Annotated in this window: 18 protein-coding genes; 8 read left to right on the plus strand and 10 right to left on the minus strand. The window is 56.4% G+C overall.

From position 1 onward, the window contains the following. Window positions 1-95: 95 nt before the first annotated feature. Window positions 96-989, minus strand: coding sequence for a helix-turn-helix domain-containing protein (locus HP564_RS07355; protein WP_371241614.1), 894 nt, complete (start codon window positions 987-989; stop codon window positions 96-98). A gap of 172 nt (window positions 990-1,161) precedes the next feature. Between HP564_RS07355 and HP564_RS07360 the strand changes: the two genes are divergently transcribed. Then, on the plus strand, window positions 1,162-2,061 hold the full coding sequence (locus HP564_RS07360) for a DMT family transporter (RefSeq protein ID WP_371241616.1): 900 nt from the start codon (window positions 1,162-1,164) through the stop codon (window positions 2,059-2,061). A gap of 35 nt (window positions 2,062-2,096) precedes the next feature. Here HP564_RS07360 and HP564_RS07365 read toward each other — a convergent pair whose 3' ends face one another. Then, on the minus strand, window positions 2,097-2,333 hold the full coding sequence (locus HP564_RS07365) for a hypothetical protein (protein ID WP_371241618.1): 237 nt from the start codon (window positions 2,331-2,333) through the stop codon (window positions 2,097-2,099). Between the two features lie 277 nt (window positions 2,334-2,610). Between HP564_RS07365 and HP564_RS07370 the strand changes: the two genes are divergently transcribed. Continuing rightward, window positions 2,611-3,831 carry an MFS transporter gene (locus HP564_RS07370; protein ID WP_371242016.1) on the plus strand — a complete coding sequence of 407 codons (1,221 nt, stop codon included), beginning with the start codon at window positions 2,611-2,613 and terminating at the stop codon, window positions 3,829-3,831. Between the two features lie 57 nt (window positions 3,832-3,888). On the opposite strand, the gene HP564_RS07375 is transcribed toward HP564_RS07370, so the two are convergent. Continuing rightward, window positions 3,889-4,764, minus strand: a complete 876-nt coding sequence (locus HP564_RS07375) for an SMP-30/gluconolactonase/LRE family protein (protein ID WP_371241620.1) — start codon at window positions 4,762-4,764, stop codon at window positions 3,889-3,891. 263 nt (window positions 4,765-5,027) lie between these two features. Here HP564_RS07375 and HP564_RS07380 point away from each other — a divergent pair, with 263 nt between their 5' ends. Further along, entirely contained in the window at window positions 5,028-5,156 is a 129-nt protein-coding gene (locus tag HP564_RS07380) for a hypothetical protein (protein ID WP_371241622.1), read from the plus strand. A 73-nt stretch (window positions 5,157-5,229) separates the two neighbouring features. Here HP564_RS07380 and HP564_RS07385 read toward each other — a convergent pair whose 3' ends face one another. From HP564_RS07385 to HP564_RS07400, 4 genes are all read right to left on the minus strand, one after another. After that, window positions 5,230-5,511: a hypothetical protein gene (locus HP564_RS07385; RefSeq protein WP_371241624.1), complete on the minus strand. Its 282-nt coding sequence runs from the start codon at window positions 5,509-5,511 to the stop codon at window positions 5,230-5,232. A gap of 249 nt (window positions 5,512-5,760) precedes the next feature. Beyond that, a complete protein-coding gene (locus tag HP564_RS07390) occupies window positions 5,761-6,564 on the minus strand; it encodes a hypothetical protein (protein ID WP_371241626.1) in 804 nt (267 codons plus the stop codon). Between the two features lie 10 nt (window positions 6,565-6,574). Further along, entirely contained in the window at window positions 6,575-7,027 is a 453-nt protein-coding gene (locus HP564_RS07395) for a universal stress protein (RefSeq protein ID WP_371241628.1), read from the minus strand. Window positions 7,028-7,033: 6 nt separating this feature from the next. Continuing rightward, on the minus strand, window positions 7,034-7,819 hold the full coding sequence (locus tag HP564_RS07400; RefSeq protein WP_371241630.1) for an IclR family transcriptional regulator: 786 nt from the start codon (window positions 7,817-7,819) through the stop codon (window positions 7,034-7,036). A gap of 146 nt (window positions 7,820-7,965) precedes the next feature. Here HP564_RS07400 and HP564_RS07405 point away from each other — a divergent pair, with 146 nt between their 5' ends. The 3 genes from HP564_RS07405 to ypdK all read left to right on the plus strand — a co-directional run bounded on the left by HP564_RS07405 (window position 7,966) and on the right by ypdK (window position 10,875). Beyond that, entirely contained in the window at window positions 7,966-9,567 is a 1,602-nt protein-coding gene (locus tag HP564_RS07405; protein ID WP_371241632.1) for an MFS transporter, read from the plus strand. A 7-nt stretch (window positions 9,568-9,574) separates the two neighbouring features. Then, window positions 9,575-10,603, plus strand: coding sequence for an HlyD family secretion protein (locus HP564_RS07410; RefSeq protein WP_371241634.1), 1,029 nt, complete (start codon window positions 9,575-9,577; stop codon window positions 10,601-10,603). Between the two features lie 200 nt (window positions 10,604-10,803). Beyond that, window positions 10,804-10,875: a membrane protein YpdK gene (gene ypdK, locus HP564_RS07415; protein WP_006120362.1), complete on the plus strand. Its 72-nt coding sequence runs from the start codon at window positions 10,804-10,806 to the stop codon at window positions 10,873-10,875. Between the two features lie 39 nt (window positions 10,876-10,914). Here ypdK and alaC read toward each other — a convergent pair whose 3' ends face one another. Then, window positions 10,915-12,150 (minus strand): alanine transaminase, encoded by a 1,236-nt coding sequence (alaC, locus tag HP564_RS07420; protein ID WP_371241636.1) that lies wholly within the window; start codon window positions 12,148-12,150, stop codon window positions 10,915-10,917. Window positions 12,151-12,272: 122 nt separating this feature from the next. Then, the gene (locus HP564_RS07425) at window positions 12,273-12,797 is read right to left on the minus strand and encodes a GNAT family N-acetyltransferase (protein WP_371241638.1); all 525 of its coding nucleotides are present in this window, start codon (window positions 12,795-12,797) and stop codon (window positions 12,273-12,275) included. A 265-nt stretch (window positions 12,798-13,062) separates the two neighbouring features. Between HP564_RS07425 and HP564_RS07430 the strand changes: the two genes are divergently transcribed. Then, window positions 13,063-14,751, plus strand: a complete 1,689-nt coding sequence (locus HP564_RS07430; protein WP_371242017.1) for a LytS/YhcK type 5TM receptor domain-containing protein — start codon at window positions 13,063-13,065, stop codon at window positions 14,749-14,751. Next, window positions 14,748-15,473: a LytR/AlgR family response regulator transcription factor gene (locus tag HP564_RS07435; protein WP_371241641.1), complete on the plus strand. Its 726-nt coding sequence runs from the start codon at window positions 14,748-14,750 to the stop codon at window positions 15,471-15,473. Before HP564_RS07430 ends, HP564_RS07435 begins: the two co-directional genes overlap by 4 nt. Window positions 15,474-15,501: 28 nt before the next feature. On the opposite strand, the gene glk is transcribed toward HP564_RS07435, so the two are convergent. Further along, entirely contained in the window at window positions 15,502-16,467 is a 966-nt protein-coding gene (gene glk, locus HP564_RS07440; RefSeq protein WP_371241643.1) for a glucokinase, read from the minus strand. Window positions 16,468-16,494: the final 27 nt, after the last annotated feature.

Consider the following 16,494-nt stretch of genomic DNA (forward strand, 5'->3'; position numbering starts at 1 on the left):
TGGCCACGCCTGAATCTGACTCCCGCCTTGAGAAAGAATCAATAAATAAGCAAAGCGATAACATGACTGACGCCAGATGCAGTAACCGGCTCTTATCAGGTATCGCTTCTCTGTCTGAATAACCTGTCGCGCCCATTTCGCCATGCTGAAGGCGGTACGCCATGTACCTGCCTGAAGCGGTTACTGAAATGGCTGGGGGAATGAAATCCACAGCGTAACGCAATCTCGGTCAAGGAGAGCGACGCGTCGTTAAGCATCTCTTTCGCCCGTCGCATACGGCGATGCATAACATACTGGTGCGGCGCTTCACCCACTGAATGGCGAAACATTCGCGCAAAATGAAACTCACTCAGTGCCGCTTCCTGACTCAGCTGCGCCAGCGTTAGCGGCTGATCGAGATGATCCTCAATAAAAGCCAGTAAATGACGCAGAACGGCGGGGGCCAGCCCTCCGCGCACATAAGGCGCGTGCCACTGCACCTGGCTGTAATGCTGCAGAAGATGCGTCATCAGCAGCGTCGAGGCACTGCTCAGCATCAGCTGATTGGCAGGCTGCCGCCAGTCGCAGCTGAGCAGAAAGTGTCGATAAAGCTGCGTGATGCGATCGTCGCTGGCAAAGACTTTTTCATGCAGTTGCAGCTGTGCGGGGCTGCGATCCCATATCTCTTCGGCCATCTGACGCAGATGCGCTTCGGTGCAGTAAAGATGCACAAAAGAGAGATCGGAACGCAGATCCCAGGTGGACTCCACGCCAGAGGGCATCAGGCAAAAACGATCAGGGCCGCCGCCGTTGCGCCAGCCGTGAGGCGTTTTATGCCAGGTGTCGTAGCCGTCGGCGATGTAGAGACTCAGGGTATGGTGATTGCTGAGATTAGTGACCCGATCGCCGCTGTTAAACCAGTGCGCCAGTTGAATGCCATCGTTAAGCCGGGCGTGATGACGCAGCTGGGCTTTATGGCGTTGCAGCATATCAAAGGTCTGGTAGTTCACACGCGCTCTCCTGGTTACAGAAACTCAGTGTAGAGCGAGCCGGTTCCGGAAAACAGTCCTGTTAGAGGCGGCAGAAAAAAATGCGCAAGAATTTGCAAGTGCGCCACAGGAAGAGGCAAGCCATCCAGCCTCATCCGGATAATACTGTCGCCTGCTAATGAGGAGGCATGCCATGAATCTCTTTTTATATCTTTCTGTGGTTCTGATTTGGGGGACCACCTGGATTGCCATTTATGCCCAGCAGGCGGCGGGCGGCAGCAGCGTTGCAGCAGCGGTGTTCTGGCGTTTTCTGCTGGCCGGGCTGGTTATGCTTGTAGGACTAAAAATCGTTAAGCGGTTGCGGACGCTGACGCCACGCGATCATCTCTTTTGCCTGCTACAGGGCTGCTGCGTCTTTGGCTTCAACTTCCTCTGCTTCTACCATGCTGCGGCCTGGATTAACAGCGGCCTGGAGTCAGTGATTTTTTCCATGGCGGTGCTTTATAACGCACTGAATAGCTGGATATTCTTTCGCCAGCGTCCGTCGATGCGGCTTCTGCCAGCCGTTGCGCTTGGGGCAGGCGGTATGGTAGCGCTGTTCTGGCACGACCTGCACGCCAGTGAAGCTTCGGCACAGCTCTTGTGGGGTATCGGGCTGAGCGCACTGGGCACGCTGGGCTTTTCGCTGGGTAATATGATCAGCCTGCGCCACCAGCGCAGACAGCGTGACGTGCTGACCACCAACAGCTATGCCATGTTCTATGGCGCGCTGGTGATGGCACTGGTTGCGGTGTTTCAGGGCGACTCGCTACAGCCTGTCTGGAATGTCCAGTGGGCAGGCGCGCTGTTTTATCTGGCCCTGTTTGGTTCCGTTATCGGCTTTGGTGCCTATTTCACGCTGGTTGGCCGCATTGGTGCCAGTCAGGCGGCTTACAGTACGCTGCTGTTCCCGCTGGTGGCGCTGACGCTCTCCACCTTTTTTGAAGGGTATCAGTGGCACCTTGAGGGAGTAGCAGGGTTGTTGATGATTCTGGCGGGGAATCTGGTGATGTTTGTGCGTGTACCAACGCTGAGGCGGCGCGTAGCCGCCTGAAGCAAAGAGCGGGCCGGGCCCGCTCTGCCTGGACGTTATGCCCGACGCTGCATAGCGGTTAGTTGACGGGGTTGATTGATGGCCTTGCGCGCAATCCAGTACAGCAGCACACGCTCATCGTCAGTATCCTGGTCGGCCATGGAGAGCAGCTTCAGTGCGAGGGTGGATCGGGTCACGGGCTGCTGCTCATCGCTGAGTTCAATCACTGCCTGACCGATGATGCAGCGGACCTCGTCCTCACAGCTAAGGGATTCATATGCTCGGTCTTTCATATTTCCTCCTGTTAAGTGAGCTCTAAGCCTGGCAAAAATTCTGCTGGCCTGCCGAATAAACGGCGCCATAGACATATCCGCTTACCTCACGTAACCAATTATTATCAGGTCGTGGCATTGGTCACAGATTAGCGAAGCGTGAGGTCATGTCATTCATTCCCTGTAAACGGCATTTCATGACGCATTTTCACCGGTTCATGCCGTTTATCGCCGCGCACGCGCAGGCAGGGCGTAATCTGGCGTCAGTTTCCAGATCCCCGCTCGGGAGAGAAAAATGATGAACCCGTTAACCCCCTCTTGTTATCAACGTACCCGCTGGCTAACGCTGGTCGGCACAATCATCACCCAGTTCGCACTGGGCTCGGTTTATACCTGGAGTCTGTTCAACGGCCAGCTTGCGTCAAAGCTGGATGCCCCTGTCAGCCAGGTTGCCTTTTCGTTTGGTCTGTTAAGCCTGGGTCTGGCGGTCGCCTCCTCCCTGGCAGGCAAACTGCAGGAGCGGTTTGGCGTGCGTCGGGTGGCTATCGGTGCAGGCATTCTGATGGCGCTGGGTTTCTGGCTCACCGCGCACGCTGACAACCTGATGATGCTCTATCTCAGCGCGGGCATTATGGTCGGACTGGCGGATGGCGCTGGCTATCTGATGACGCTGTCGAACTGCGTAAAGTGGTTTCCAGAGCGTAAAGGGATGATTTCCGCCTGCGCGATCGGTGCTTACGGACTGGGTAGCCTGGGCTTCAAATTTATCTGCGGCGCACTGTTGGGTGCGGTCGGCCTGGAGCAGACCTTTATTATCTGGGGCGTGGCGGCAATGGCCATGATCATCGTCGGCGCCCTGCTTATGCGTGATGCGCCCGTTCAGCGTGCCGCCGTTCAGTCAGCCCAGCCGTCGCGCGACTACACGCTGGCGCAGTCGGTGCGTCTGCCTCAGTACTGGATGCTGGCCATGATGTTTTTGACCGCCTGTATGAGTGGCCTTTACGTGATTGGCATTGCGAAAGATATCGGCGAAAGCCTGGTGCATCTCAGTACGCAAACGGCAGCCAGCGCGGTCACGGTTATCGCTATCGCTAACCTGAGTGGTCGTCTGGTGCTGGGTGTGTTATCTGACAAAATGGCGCGTATCCGCGTAATTTCACTGGCGCAGATTATTTCACTGACCGGTATGGGCATTCTGCTTTTTACCCGCATGAATGAAACCACCTTTTTCGTATCACTCGCCTGTATCGCCTTTAGCTTCGGCGGCACGATTACCGTTTTCCCGTCGCTGGTCAGTGATTTTTTTGGTCTCAACAACCTGACGAAAAATTACGGTCTGCTCTATCTCGGCTTTGGTATCGGTAGCGTACTTGGCTCGCTGGTGGCCTGGGTGTTTGGCGGCTTTACGGTGACCTTCAGCCTGATCATGACGCTGCTGGTCATGTCACTGTTACTGTCGCTGACCATACGTCTGCCGCAGCGCCAGCCCGCAGCAGAACCCCTCCTGCAGCGCAGCTGAGCCCCACAGGCAGGTCAGGCACCGTGCCAGCACAGTAGCACGGTGCCTGACCGGTTTTTACCCCGGGAAACGCGGTTCCGCGATGCCCGCCACCTCCAGCTCGACGGCAAAAATATCGCCAGACTGCGGGTAGCGTGCCAGCTCTTCCGCCGTACGATCCTCACGTGAACTGGTGATATAGAGCGTTTTCAGATCGGGGCCGCCAAAAGCCACCATCGTCGGCCAGCGCACCGGTAACGCAATCTCATCCACAATCTGTGCAGTGACCGGATCGATTCGCACAACGCGGCCACCGTCGAACTGTGCGGACCAGTAAAAGCCTTCACTGTCCACCGCCGCGCCGTCAGGCAGCCCGCCGTTCGCATCAAACTGGCGAAAAACTTCACGCATGCCCGGCTCACCGTTTTCATCCAGCGGATAGCGATAGAGCACCTTGTTCGGCGTATCGCTGTGATACATCCAGCGCCTGTCAGGAGAAAAAGCCACCCCGTTTGAGATTTTGATATCGCGCGCTTTCACCTCCAGCTCCAGCGAGGGTGTGACGCGACACAGCAGTGCGCCGTTTTTGTCCTGCGGCTCCCACAGACTGCCGCACCAGAAGTTACCCCAGGGATCAACGCGCCCGTCGTTAAAGCGGCTCTTTGCCGCCTCGCCTGGATTATTTGCAATTTTGCGCTGCGGCCTGCCCTGTTCATCCAGCAACCAGACGCCGCTGCGTAACGCAGCGATCACGCCACCCTGCTCACGCAGACCAATACAGCCCACCTCTTCCTGCTGCGGAAAACGCGTCAGTGTGCCGCTGTGCGGGTCAAAGCGATGGATAGCCGGAGCAAGAATATCTACACACCACAGTACCTGTTCGCGCACAGACCAGGTGGGGCACTCCCCCAGTTCTGCCTGTAACGCCAGCACGTTTTTAACTTCACGCTTCATTTTTTCTCCTTGTTAATGCGGTCTCAGCATACTGTAGTCTTAATTTGCCCCGCCGGGTGAAAAGCGGACGCTTGCTTTTCAGAATCATCCTGACGATAATCATTTTTATTCAGTGCATTCCGATAGGTTTAATCAGACACCCTTTATTTTCCAGTATCGCTGAAATATCCTGTAATACCTCTCTAAATAACTCTACATTTGCTGCATCTTCACTCCACTATTCCAGCGTAATGTCATACCCACTGGAAAAGAGGAGGCTGTCTTTGAAGAAACTGGCTAAAACTGCAACCGTTATTGCCGTTATCACTATGCTGAGCGGGTGCATTATCGACAGAGGGCATGACAGAGGATGGCACCACGGTCATCACCATGGCTGGCATCATCACCGCTAAGGGCAAAGATTTCACACAGCATATATAAAAAAAAGGGCGGGATATTACCCGCCCATTTTATTTGGTGTACAGATTAACTTTTTATTGCGTAGTTACACTGGAACCAGCTGGTTTTCAGCCCTGGAATATGGCTGTCTTTCGGGCTCAGCGCCTCAACTTTATCAAATCCCTTATTGCTGCAATAATTCGCCAAATCGAGTTCCAGCGCATCTTTATTTAGTTTTTGCGGATCGTAGCGATACTGCACGGTATTTGAGCTGGGATCTTCATCAACGCGTTCAAATCCCCCTGGTTTATTGACGCTACAGCCCGCCAACAATAACAGCGCTACTGCGCCAACCATTACTGATTTCATTTTGTTTCCTCATCGTGTCGCGGCAGTGTAAGGCCTCATACCAGTGACGGCTATCAGATAACTGCCCGACTTAATACTATAAATGCAAGCTTTTGCCGATTAAATTGATAAGACCAAATGGCTATAGCTATCGAAAAAAGGGTGAGAGGATGGAACCAGACAAAACAGCGTCTGCACCACACCAGGTGAAAATAAAGAAAATAATCTGACCCCCATTGAGCCCGCGCTGAGCGGGCTTTTTTTTGCCTGTCAGCCGGAAAGGGTGACCATTCTACGCAGCAGATTTGCGGCCTGCTTGTCCGGTAATGCGAGGATAGCGCTGTAGAGATCGACTGACATGCCACACATTGATGAGCGATCGACGGCGGCATCCGCGGGCATGTTAAGTTGCTGGAGTTTATCGCCCCACTTCCTGTAAAGCGTAGCGACAATGCGCTGAAGATCCTGCTGGGCCTGCGGCTGATCCACTGGTAAATCCGCGCCGCGGCTGGCCAGCAACAGCTGCTCCATGGCCTCTGCGTCCTGCGCGTTGAGCGCAGGCGACAGCGACGTGGCCAGATTAACGCCGCCGCTCACCTGGGGGAAAAGAAAGCGAAAACAGAGCTGCGGATCGCGCTGGCCGAGCGCCTGCATCGCCTTTACCGAGACGCGAACATAGTTAACGACGGCCGCATCTGGCGCACGCATCAGACGCTGGTTAATGACGTCCGCCAGCCAGCCGCGCAGCTCGCCTACCGCCTGCGCCGGCGCTTCACCGGACCGCACCTTGTGCTGTAACTCTTTTACCAGAAGCTGCCATAACGCAGGCTCCTGAGTTTGTAGCACGCGGTAGCCGGGCGTCTGGGCCAGATAGTCGATGGCTGCCTGCTGTTGCGCGACGCGCTGCTGCTGCGGCTTCAGCCAGCTAAACCAGAGCAGATTGGCCAGCAGCAGCGGCAACAGGAAGAGCAATACGCCCTGCCAGGCGCGCAGCCGGGTCGTTTTAATCAGCACCACGATAAGAAGCGCCAGCAGCGCAAAGGCGGCCAGCGTGACGATCCACAGCGAAGTCATGCGAAGTTATTTAATCCTTGCGAACGTCAATAAGTACCGGGCAGTGCGCACGCTCAATCACTGCTGCGCTCACTGAACCTTTTAACAGGCGATTAAAGGATGAAAGATGGCGACGACCCATAATAATCATTTTGGCCTCAAGCCGCTGCGACTGGGCGACAATAGTCTCGGCGGCTTCACCCGCCACAATGAGTCCGCGCGCCTCGACGCCAGCGCGAAGTAGCGGAGCAAGTGCGTGTCGCACCACCAGCTCGGCGGTGTTTTGCTCATCCTGCGCCACCGCAAAATCTTCCGGATCTTCGCCAGCAGTAATTTCGATCGGCTGGTTACAGGATGAGTAAGCGGGATCGACACAGCAGAGCACCACAACCTGTGCCTGGTGTGCCAGGGCTTCCTCTATTGCCGTTGCGATCACCTTTTGGGCAACCGGGGAGTTATCAACAGCCATCAGCAGGGTTTTCATCAGGATTTATCCTTCAACAGCGGCGATTTTGCCAATTTCGCGTATCAGCTTCTCTTTGCTTTTCAGCATCTCCTCACGGTAAGCGTCTTCATTTTTCTGAAAACGGGACGTGGGCACCAGCAGAGAAACAGAGAAGCGACCAAATAACGTGTCCAGCGCAACCGCCATGGTGGAGATACCTTCCAGCGTTTCGCCGCGATCGTAGGAGAGGCCGGTTTTCCGTACCTCATTGATAAGCGCCATTAACTGTGGGAGCGTCTTGACGGTATTTTCGGTCAGCTCCCGATAGGCTTCGCCAACCATAACGCGGACATCATCGTCACACTCCAGCGCCAGCAGCGCGCGGCCCCCTGAGGTACTGTAAAGCGGCAGGTTCAGCCCCATGCGCGGCACCACGCGTAGCTCGCGTGACGCTACCACATAGTGAATGATGGTGAGCTGTGTGCCGCTGGCCCGCGACAGTGAAACCGTTTCGTTGGTCGCGGCGCACAGGGCTTCCAGCTCAGGGCGAACCAGGTCAACCACGTCGGTATGTACGCTGGAGATCAGTTTCAGCAGCGCCGGGCCAAGCCGCAAACCGCCTGCGCCGCTGCTGCGTACCAGCTGGGCGTTGTCGAGCGCAGCCACGATGCGCTGTACCGTCGAGCGCGGCAGATCAACCGCCTGGGCAATTTCGCCCAGGCTCATACCGCCAGGATGTTCTCCCAGCGCGTTAAGAATGTTTGCCGCACGCGCGATAACCTGAATACCGCCGGTTTTTTCATCCTCGCGGCTGGATGGAAGTTTTGCCATGGGTCGTCCTTTTCAGCTGCCCTACTCTACCGCGAAAAAGGCACAATTTACAGCCTGTACCACATTGCAATACAGCATATCGAAATGTAAAATCGCGTCCTGTATCACATCGCAATACACTGCATCATAATAATGAGAAACCTGCTATGACTGCTCAGCCAACTGCTGCGCCGAGCCTGCATCCTTTTACATTTCGCCTCGCTATGGGACTGGCTGGCGTGCTTATCGCCGCACTGACGTCAGGCCTTAACGATCGCGTTACGGATATCGCACTGGCCGATATCCGCGCGGCCATTGGTGTCAGCTATGACCAGGGCAGTTGGATCGTCTCTGCCTACCAGGCCGCCGAAGTGGCAGCGATGATGATCGCGCCCTGGTTCGCTGTGACCTTTTCACTGCGTCGCTTTTCGCTGGTGGTTTCCACCGGCTTTATGCTGTGCGGCATTCTGCTGCCGCTGGCTCCCTCGCCCGGCAGCTTTATCGCGCTGCGCGTGCTGCAGGGGCTGTTTGGCGGCGCGCTGCCACCGATGCTGATGACCGTCGCGCTGCGTTTTCTGCCGCCGCCGCTGAAGCTTTACGGACTGGGTGGCTATGCGCTTACGGCGACCTTCGGTCCCAACATGGCGGCTTCACTGGCGGCTTTCTGGACGGATGACGTGAGCTGGATGTTTGTATTCTGGCAGGTGGTGCCGCTGATGCTGCTCGCCATGCTGCTGTTTGGCTGGGGCCTGCCGCAGGACCCGCTGCGTCTGGAGCGCTTTAAGCAGATCGATCTGTTCGGCATGATCACCGGATGCAGCGGCATGGCGCTGCTGATCCTGGCGCTGACGCAGGGTGAACGTCTCGACTGGCTGGCGTCACCGCTGTTCACCGCCATGCTGCTGACGGCGCTGCCGCTACTGTTGGTGTTTCTGATTAACGAATGGTTTCACCCGCTACCGCTGTTCCGGCTGCAGATGCTGTCGCGCCGCAACCTGACGCACGGGCTGCTGGCACTGGCAGCGGTGCTGGTGGTCTCGCTGTCCGGCTCTGCGCTGCCCTCTGCCTATTTTGGTCAGGTTGAAGGTTTTCGCACGCTGCAGTTCGCACCGCTGGCGTTGACCGTCGGTCTGCCACAGTTGCTGATTGCGCCGATGGTGGCCGCCGTTCTCAATATCCGCTGGATTGACTGCCGCTGGGTACTGATGACAGGCGTTGCGCTGCTGGTGACCGCCTGCCTGATGGGATCGCAGATCACCAGCGACTGGGCACGGCAGAATTTCTGGACGTTGCAAATTTTGCAGGCGTTTGGTCAGCCGATGGTGATCCTGCCCATTCTGATGAGCGCCACCAGCGTGGTTGCGCCACCTGAAGGCCCTTTTGCCTCGGCGATGTTTAACACCGTACGTGGCTTCTCCAGCATTGCGGCCTCGGTGCTGGTGGAGGTTTTCCTCAGCCATCGTGAAAAGATCCACTCCAGTATCCTGCTGGATCAGGCCGCCAGTCGCCCCTGGCTGATGAGCGCGCCTGACGGTAGCGCTGCCAGCGTCAGCCAGCCGCTGCTGATGGATGGCAGCGTCAGCAGCAGCGAGAATCTGAGCGGCTTTGCCACGCTGGTAAAACATCAGGCCACCGTATTGAGCCTGAGCGACAGCTGGCTGATGCTGATCGCCTTTGCCGCGCTGCTGTTACTGCTTACTGCCTGGCTGCCCCTGCGCGTCTGGCCACCGCAAACCCTGATTCAACCTGCCTCTTCGACATCGAGATAACAAGATTATGCGTGCATTAATAATGAGAAAAACCGTGCTGCTAAGCCTGCTGCTGCTGGTGCTGCTGGGTATGGCCTTTTTTATCTGGTCCGCGATAACCGGTAACGATCACCGCACCAACGATGCCTATGTGAACGCGGACTATACGCTGGTGGCACCAAAAGTGTCTGGCTATATCGCCGAGGTTAAAGTGCAGGATAATCAGCAGGTGAAAGCCGGTGACGTGCTGGCAACCCTGGACGACCGCGACTATCGCGTTGCGCTGGAGAGCGCTGAAGCGGATTTGCAGGTCAGTCAGGCAAAACTGCTCAGCAGCCAGGCGCAGCTTGAGCAGCATACGTCGGCGATTGCGCAGTCGAAAGCGACGCTGGCAGCGAACCAGGCCACGGCGCAATATGCGGGTCAGAACGCCGAGCGCTATAGCCGCCTCTATAAAAGCGGCACCATCGCTGCTGACGATCAGCAAAAGGCGAGCTCGACCCAGCGATCGGCTGCCGCCGCCGTGCGCCAGAGTCAGGCTGCCGTTGAATCGGCAGTGAAACAAACCAGCGTCTTACAGGCAGCGGTTCGCCAGGCGCAGGCGGATGTGGTTGTCGCCCAGGCCAGTGTGGATCAGGCGCGCCTGAATCTCTCCTATACGCGCATCGTTGCGCCAGTGGATGGCATGGTGGGCCAGCGTGCAGTGCGCGTCGGCGCTTATGTTTCTGCGGGAACGCGGCTGCTGGCGGTTGTGCCGCTACAACAAACCTATATCACTGCCAACTACCTGGAGACGCAGCTTAACGACGTTCGCCAGGGACAGCGGGTGCGCGTAACGGTTGATGCGCTGCCGGGCAAAAGCTTCACGGGCCATGTGGACAGCATTGCCCCTGCAACGGGCGCTACGTTTTCAGCAATTTCACCTGACAACGCGACCGGCAACTATACTAAGGTCGTCCAGCGACTCCCGGTCAAAATCGTGCTGGATAAGAACCAGCCCGGCCTGTCACAGCTGCGGGTTGGCATGTCAGCGATCCCTGAGATTGAAGCGCCCTAAAATTGTGATGAATATCTCAAGCTGGGCCTATTTATTTTAGGATCGATTACGCGTACATTAGCGCTCGATCCTGTTCTGAGTGACTCAGAACGACCTGAGAAAATGCCTGAGGCCAGGATGACCTGATGCGTTTTCCTCATTCTGTTTGCGTTGCGCTGGCCTGGGATCGCTATCGTCGTAACCGCTCAGAGGAGTTGTGTGTGAAATACGCCTTGATGGGAATCTCTTTCTTTGTGCTGCTGTGGGTCGGCACATTTGTGCTGATGCTGTAGCATTAGTCAGGGGCGACAGTGCTGTCGCCCCGATGCGTTTTATTCTGCTTCTTCTGTCGCTTTGACGCTGCCCGGCAAAACCCCTTCAGCACGGAACATCGCCTTAATTCCTCGTACCGCCTGACGAATGCGATCGCTGTTCTCTATCAGCGCGAAACGTACATGGGTATCACCGTAGTCGCCAAAGCCGATGCCCGGCGACACGCAGACTTTCGCCTCCTGCAGCAGCTTCTTCGCGAACTCCAGCGAACCGAGATGGGCGTAGCGATCGGGAATTTTTGCCCAGACGTACATCGAAGCTTTAGGATTATCAACCATCCAGCCTGCCTCATGCAGCCCTTTTACCAGCACGTCACGACGACGCTTGTACTGCTCCGCAATGTCACGCACGCACTGCTGATCCCCCTCCAGGGCCGCAATTGCCGCAACCTGCAAAGGCGTAAACGTACCGTAGTCGTGATAGCTTTTGATACGCGCCAGCGCAGAAACCAGCTCTTTGTTGCCGACCATAAAGCCGATACGCCAGCCCGCCATATTGTAGCTTTTGGAGAGAGTAAAAAACTCCACCGCCACGTCACGTGCGCCAGGGACCTGCATAATGGAGGGTGCCTTCCAGCCGTCATAGACGATGTCAGCATAGGCAAGATCGTGGATGACCAGCACGTTGTACTGCTTCGCCAGGGCGATAACCCGCTCGAAAAAGTCCAGCTCCACGCACTGCGCGGTCGGGTTCGACGGGAAGCCGAGGATCATCATTTTTGGTTTAGGGTAGCTTTCGCGGATGGCGCGCTCCAGCTCGGCAAAGAAATCCACGCCAGCCACCAGCGGCACGGAGCGCACCTGGGCTCCGGCGATCACCGCGCCGTAAATATGGATCGGGTAGCTGGGATTGGGTACCAGCACGGTGTCACCGTGATCCAGCGTGGCCAGCATCAGGTGCGCCAGCCCCTCTTTTGAGCCGATTGTCACAATCGCTTCCGATTCAGGATCGATCTCAACCTGATAGCGCTCGGCATACCAGCGTGAAATAGCGCGGCGCAGACGCGGAATACCGCGCGAGGTTGAGTAACCGTGCGTATCCTCCCGCTGCGCCACCTGACAAAGTTTTTCTACGATATGCGGCGGTGTCGCGCCGTCGGGATTACCCATTGAGAGATCGATGATATCTTCGCCGCGCCGACGCGCAGCCATCTTTAGCTCAGCGGTAATGTTAAAGACATAAGGAGGAAGGCGATCGATACGCGAGAAACGACGGGGTGTGCTGTTATCAGCCATAATGTCCTCTTGGATTACGTAAGCGCCCGGACCGTCCGAGCGACGCAGGCCACATTCTCTGTGACCGAAAAAAGAACATATCGCGCTGACGATAAGATTGTCGATAGCAGGAGAACGTTTTTTTAATTATCCGGATTCAGGCGGCCAAGCACCCAGTCGTTCACCCATTGACCTTTTAGCAGATAATTATCCCGTAGCGTGCCTTCGAGAGCAAAACCGTTCTTTTCCAGAATCCGGCGCGATGCCTGATTCCCCTCAACCACCAGCGCTTTCAGCTTATGGAAGCCTGCCGCCAGCAGAAAGTCACATAATCCAGCCAGCGCCTCGCTGCCATACCCCTTGCCACAGTAGCGGTGTAGCAGCATATACCCGACTTCTGCCTGGCGATAAGGCTGCCATTCAGGGCTACAGCCAAACAGGCCGATCGGCTCGCCGCTGTCGCGCAGACGTGCAACCACGCACAGCATATGAAAGCTGGTCACCTGCCAGGGCGCGAGCCGCTCATTAAAGCGCTGGCGTAAATCCTCTTCGTCGGGAATATCGCTCACCCAGGTCATGGTGGCCGCGTCTTCGTGTACCGCGCGAAACAGCCGCCAGTCTTCTGGCTGAAGGGTTTTCAGGGTAAGGCGTGGCGTAATTAACTGCATGAACCGGCTCCAGCTGCGGATAGCCACAATGGCAGTCAGAACATAACAAACTCATCTGTCACTCACCAGTCCGTAACCGGCAAAAATCTGTTCCCTGTTTTGTTACTCAGGCTTCCTCTTTTATTCACATTCGGATAAAGATTGATCCAGAGCAGGATATAGCCGCCTGTCTGTTTTCCCGGCTGGCGCATCGCGATCACATTTTTTATAGTAGGCACCTGACTTATTCATTTTCCCAGGGCTGGCCGTGATCTCCCACTTTGATATGCTTCTGGCGGTGTTTGACCGCGCCGCCCTGATGCTCATCTGCCTCTTTTTCCTGACCCGCACGCGCCTTTTCCGCCAGCTACTGCAAAAAGATGATCACTCGCCGCTGGAAAAAGCCGCCGTTATTGTCATCTTTTCGCTATTTGCGCTCTTCAGCACCTGGTCAGGCATTCACGTTGACGGATCGCTACTTAACGTGCGGGTTATCGCCGTGATGGCGGGCGGCATCTTGTTTGGCCCCTGGGTGGGCGTGATTACCGGGATCATTGCCGGGCTGCATCGCTTTCTGATTGATATCGACGGCGTCACCTCCGTACCCTGCCTTATCACCAGTATTGTGGCTGGCTGTGTTGCTGGCATCATTAACCGGCGCGTGCCGAAAGCGCAGCGCTGGCGCACGGGCATTATCGGCGGCATGCTGTGCGAAGCCCTGACCATGATACTGATTTTGATCTGGGCGAAACCGATGTCGCTTGGGCTGGCTATCGTATCGGAAATTGCGCTGCCGATGATTCTGGGCGCCTCCAGCATCGGCCTGATTGTGCTGCTGGTACAGAGCGTAGAGGGTGAAAAAGAGGCGATCGCCGCCCGCCAGGCGAAGCTGGCGCTGGAGATTGCTAACAAAACCCTGCCGCTGTTTCGTAACGTTAACAGCGACTCGCTGCGCCGCATCTGTGAGATTATTTGTCAGGATATCAACGCTGACGCCGTGGCGATCACTAACAAAACCCGGATTCTGGCCTATGTCGGCTACGGCGAGCACAACTACCAGAACGGTGACGAGGGCATCAGCCCGACCACGGCGCAGGCGATGTCCAGTGGTAAAATCATCATAAAAAATAACGATGAGGCGCATCGCACCAAAGATATTCACTCCATGATTGTGATCCCGCTGCGCGAGAAGGGCAACGTCACCGGCACGCTGAAAATTTACTACCGTCGCGCGCATCGTATTACCGGCTCACTTAAGGAGATGGCTATCGGCCTGTCGCAGCTTATCTCTACCCAGCTGGAGGTGTCGCGCGCTGAGCAGCTGCGTGAGATGGCCAATAAAGCGGAACTGCGCGCGCTGCAGAGCAAAATAAATCCTCATTTTCTGTTTAACGCGCTGAACGCCATTAATTCCTCGATCCGCCTGAATCCCGACACCGCTCGTCAGCTGGTGATCAATCTTTCGCGCTATCTGCGCTACAACCTTGAGCTGAACGATGATGAGACTATCGATATCAAGCGCGAGCTATGGCAGGTGAAAGACTATATCGCTATCGAACAGGCGCGCTTCGGCGACAAGCTGTCGATGATCTACGACATTGATGACGATTTGCATTTTTCTCTGCCCAGCCTGCTGATCCAGCCTCTGGTGGAGAATGCCATTGTGCACGGCATTCAGCCCTGCCGTGGTAAAGGCGTGGTCACGCTAAGCGTGAAGGCGTGCGGCGATCGGGTGCGCATTGCCGTGCGCGACACCGGACCCGGCATCAGCGATGAGGTGATGCGCCGCGTGGCGAGCAATGAGATGCCGGGCAATAAGATTGGCCTGCTGAATGTGCATCACCGCGTCAAACTTCTTACGGGGCAGGGACTGGATATTACCCGGCTGCAGCCTGGCACCGAGATCGCCTTTACCCTGAGCAAAAGCGGCCAGCTTGCTGTCTCGCCGCTTGCCGTCGCGGAGAGCACCTCATGAAAGCCATTATTGTTGAAGATGAATTCCTCGCGCAGCAGGAGCTCAGCTGGATGATCCAGCAGCACAGCCAGATCACCATCGAAGCCTGTTTTGACGATGGACTGGAGGTACTGAAATATCTGCAACAGCACCGCGTCGACGTCATTTTTCTTGATATCAATATTCCGTCTCTGGACGGCATGCTGCTGGCGCAGAACATTCACCAGTTTGCCCAGCGGCCGCTGATTGTCTTTATCACCGCGTGGAAAGAGCATGCGGTAGAGGCGTTTGAACTGGAGGCGTTTGACTATATCCTCAAGCCCTATCACGAGGCGCGCATCGTTACGATGCTGAATAAGCTGGAAGCGGCGGGACAGCAGCAGGCCGTGGCGCAGGTGCCCGCTGCCAGTCCACCGCAAACGGTCAATCTGGTAAAAGATGAGCGTATTATCGTCACGGATATTAACGATATTTATTACGTGGAGGCGCACGAAAAGCTGACGTTTGTCTACACGCGGCGCGAAGCCTATGTCATGTCGATGAGCATCAGCGAGTTCTGCACCCGTCTGCCAGAGCCGGGCTTTTTCCGCTGTCACCGCTCCTACTGCGTCAACCTGAGTAAGATTAGCGAGATAGAGCCGTGGTTTAACAATACCTACCTGCTCAGGCTGCGCGATCTGACCTTTCAGGTGCCGGTCAGCCGCAGTAAGGTCAAGCTTTTCCGCGAGCTGATGCGCCTGTAAAAAACGGCCCGCAGGCCGTTTTAACTGTTTACAGGACGCGTCCCAGCGTCTGACGCAGATGTGCGCCTGCGCCGAGCAGGCCCGGCTGATCGTGCGTGATCATATAGACCGGAATGCGGGAAACATAGTCGCGGAAGCGTCCCTTGTCCTCAAATGCGGCGCGGAAACCAGATGCCTTGAAAAATTCCAGGAAGCGCGGCACGATGCCGCCCGCGATATAGACGCCCCCAAAAGTGCCAAGGTTCAGCGCCAGATTGCCGCCAAACCGCCCCATGATCACGCAAAACAGCGACAGCGCGCGACGGCAGTCAGTACAGCTGTCGGCCAGTGCCCGCTCAGAGACATCTTTTGGCTTCAGGTTTTCCGGCACGCGGTTATCGGCTTTGACGATAGCGCGGTAGAGATTGACCAGACCCGCGCCGGAGAGCACGCGCTCTGCGGAAACATGTCCCAGCTCGGCGCGCAGCACTTCCAGAATCAAATCTTCTTCATCGCTGTTGGCGGCAAAATCGACATGGCCGCCCTCGCCCGGCAGGCTGACCCAACGGCGATCCACATGCACCAGATGGCTGACACCCAGCCCGGTGCCGGCACCGTAGATCGCGATCGGTTTGTCTTTTACCGGCTCGCCGCCGCCAAACTGAATCACATGGTCGGTGGTCAGCATGGGGATAGCCATTGAGACGGCCGTGAAATCGTTAATGATTTCCAGGTGTTCAAAGCCAAGGCTGGCTTTCATTTTGCTGGTGGAAAAAGCCCAGTCATGGTTGGTCATTTCGACCCAGTCTTCCGTAATCGGGCAAGCAATGGCGATGCAGCCGTCTTTCACGTCCTGCTGCTGCTCGCCAAGATAGTGGCGGATGACGGCTTCGAGGCTGTCATAATCAGACGTTGAGAATGTCTGGGCCTGGGAGATGCTGCCGGTTTCCACCTCACACAGGGCGAGTCGTGCGTTTGTGCCGCCGACGTCGCCGACCAGGGCATAGGTTGTCATTCTTTTGTTGCTCCGCTTGGGGTCCCT

The organism is Pantoea sp. KPR_PJ (assembly GCF_041386365.1).
In the GTDB taxonomy this organism is placed as follows: Bacteria; Pseudomonadota; Gammaproteobacteria; order Enterobacterales; family Enterobacteriaceae; genus Pantoea.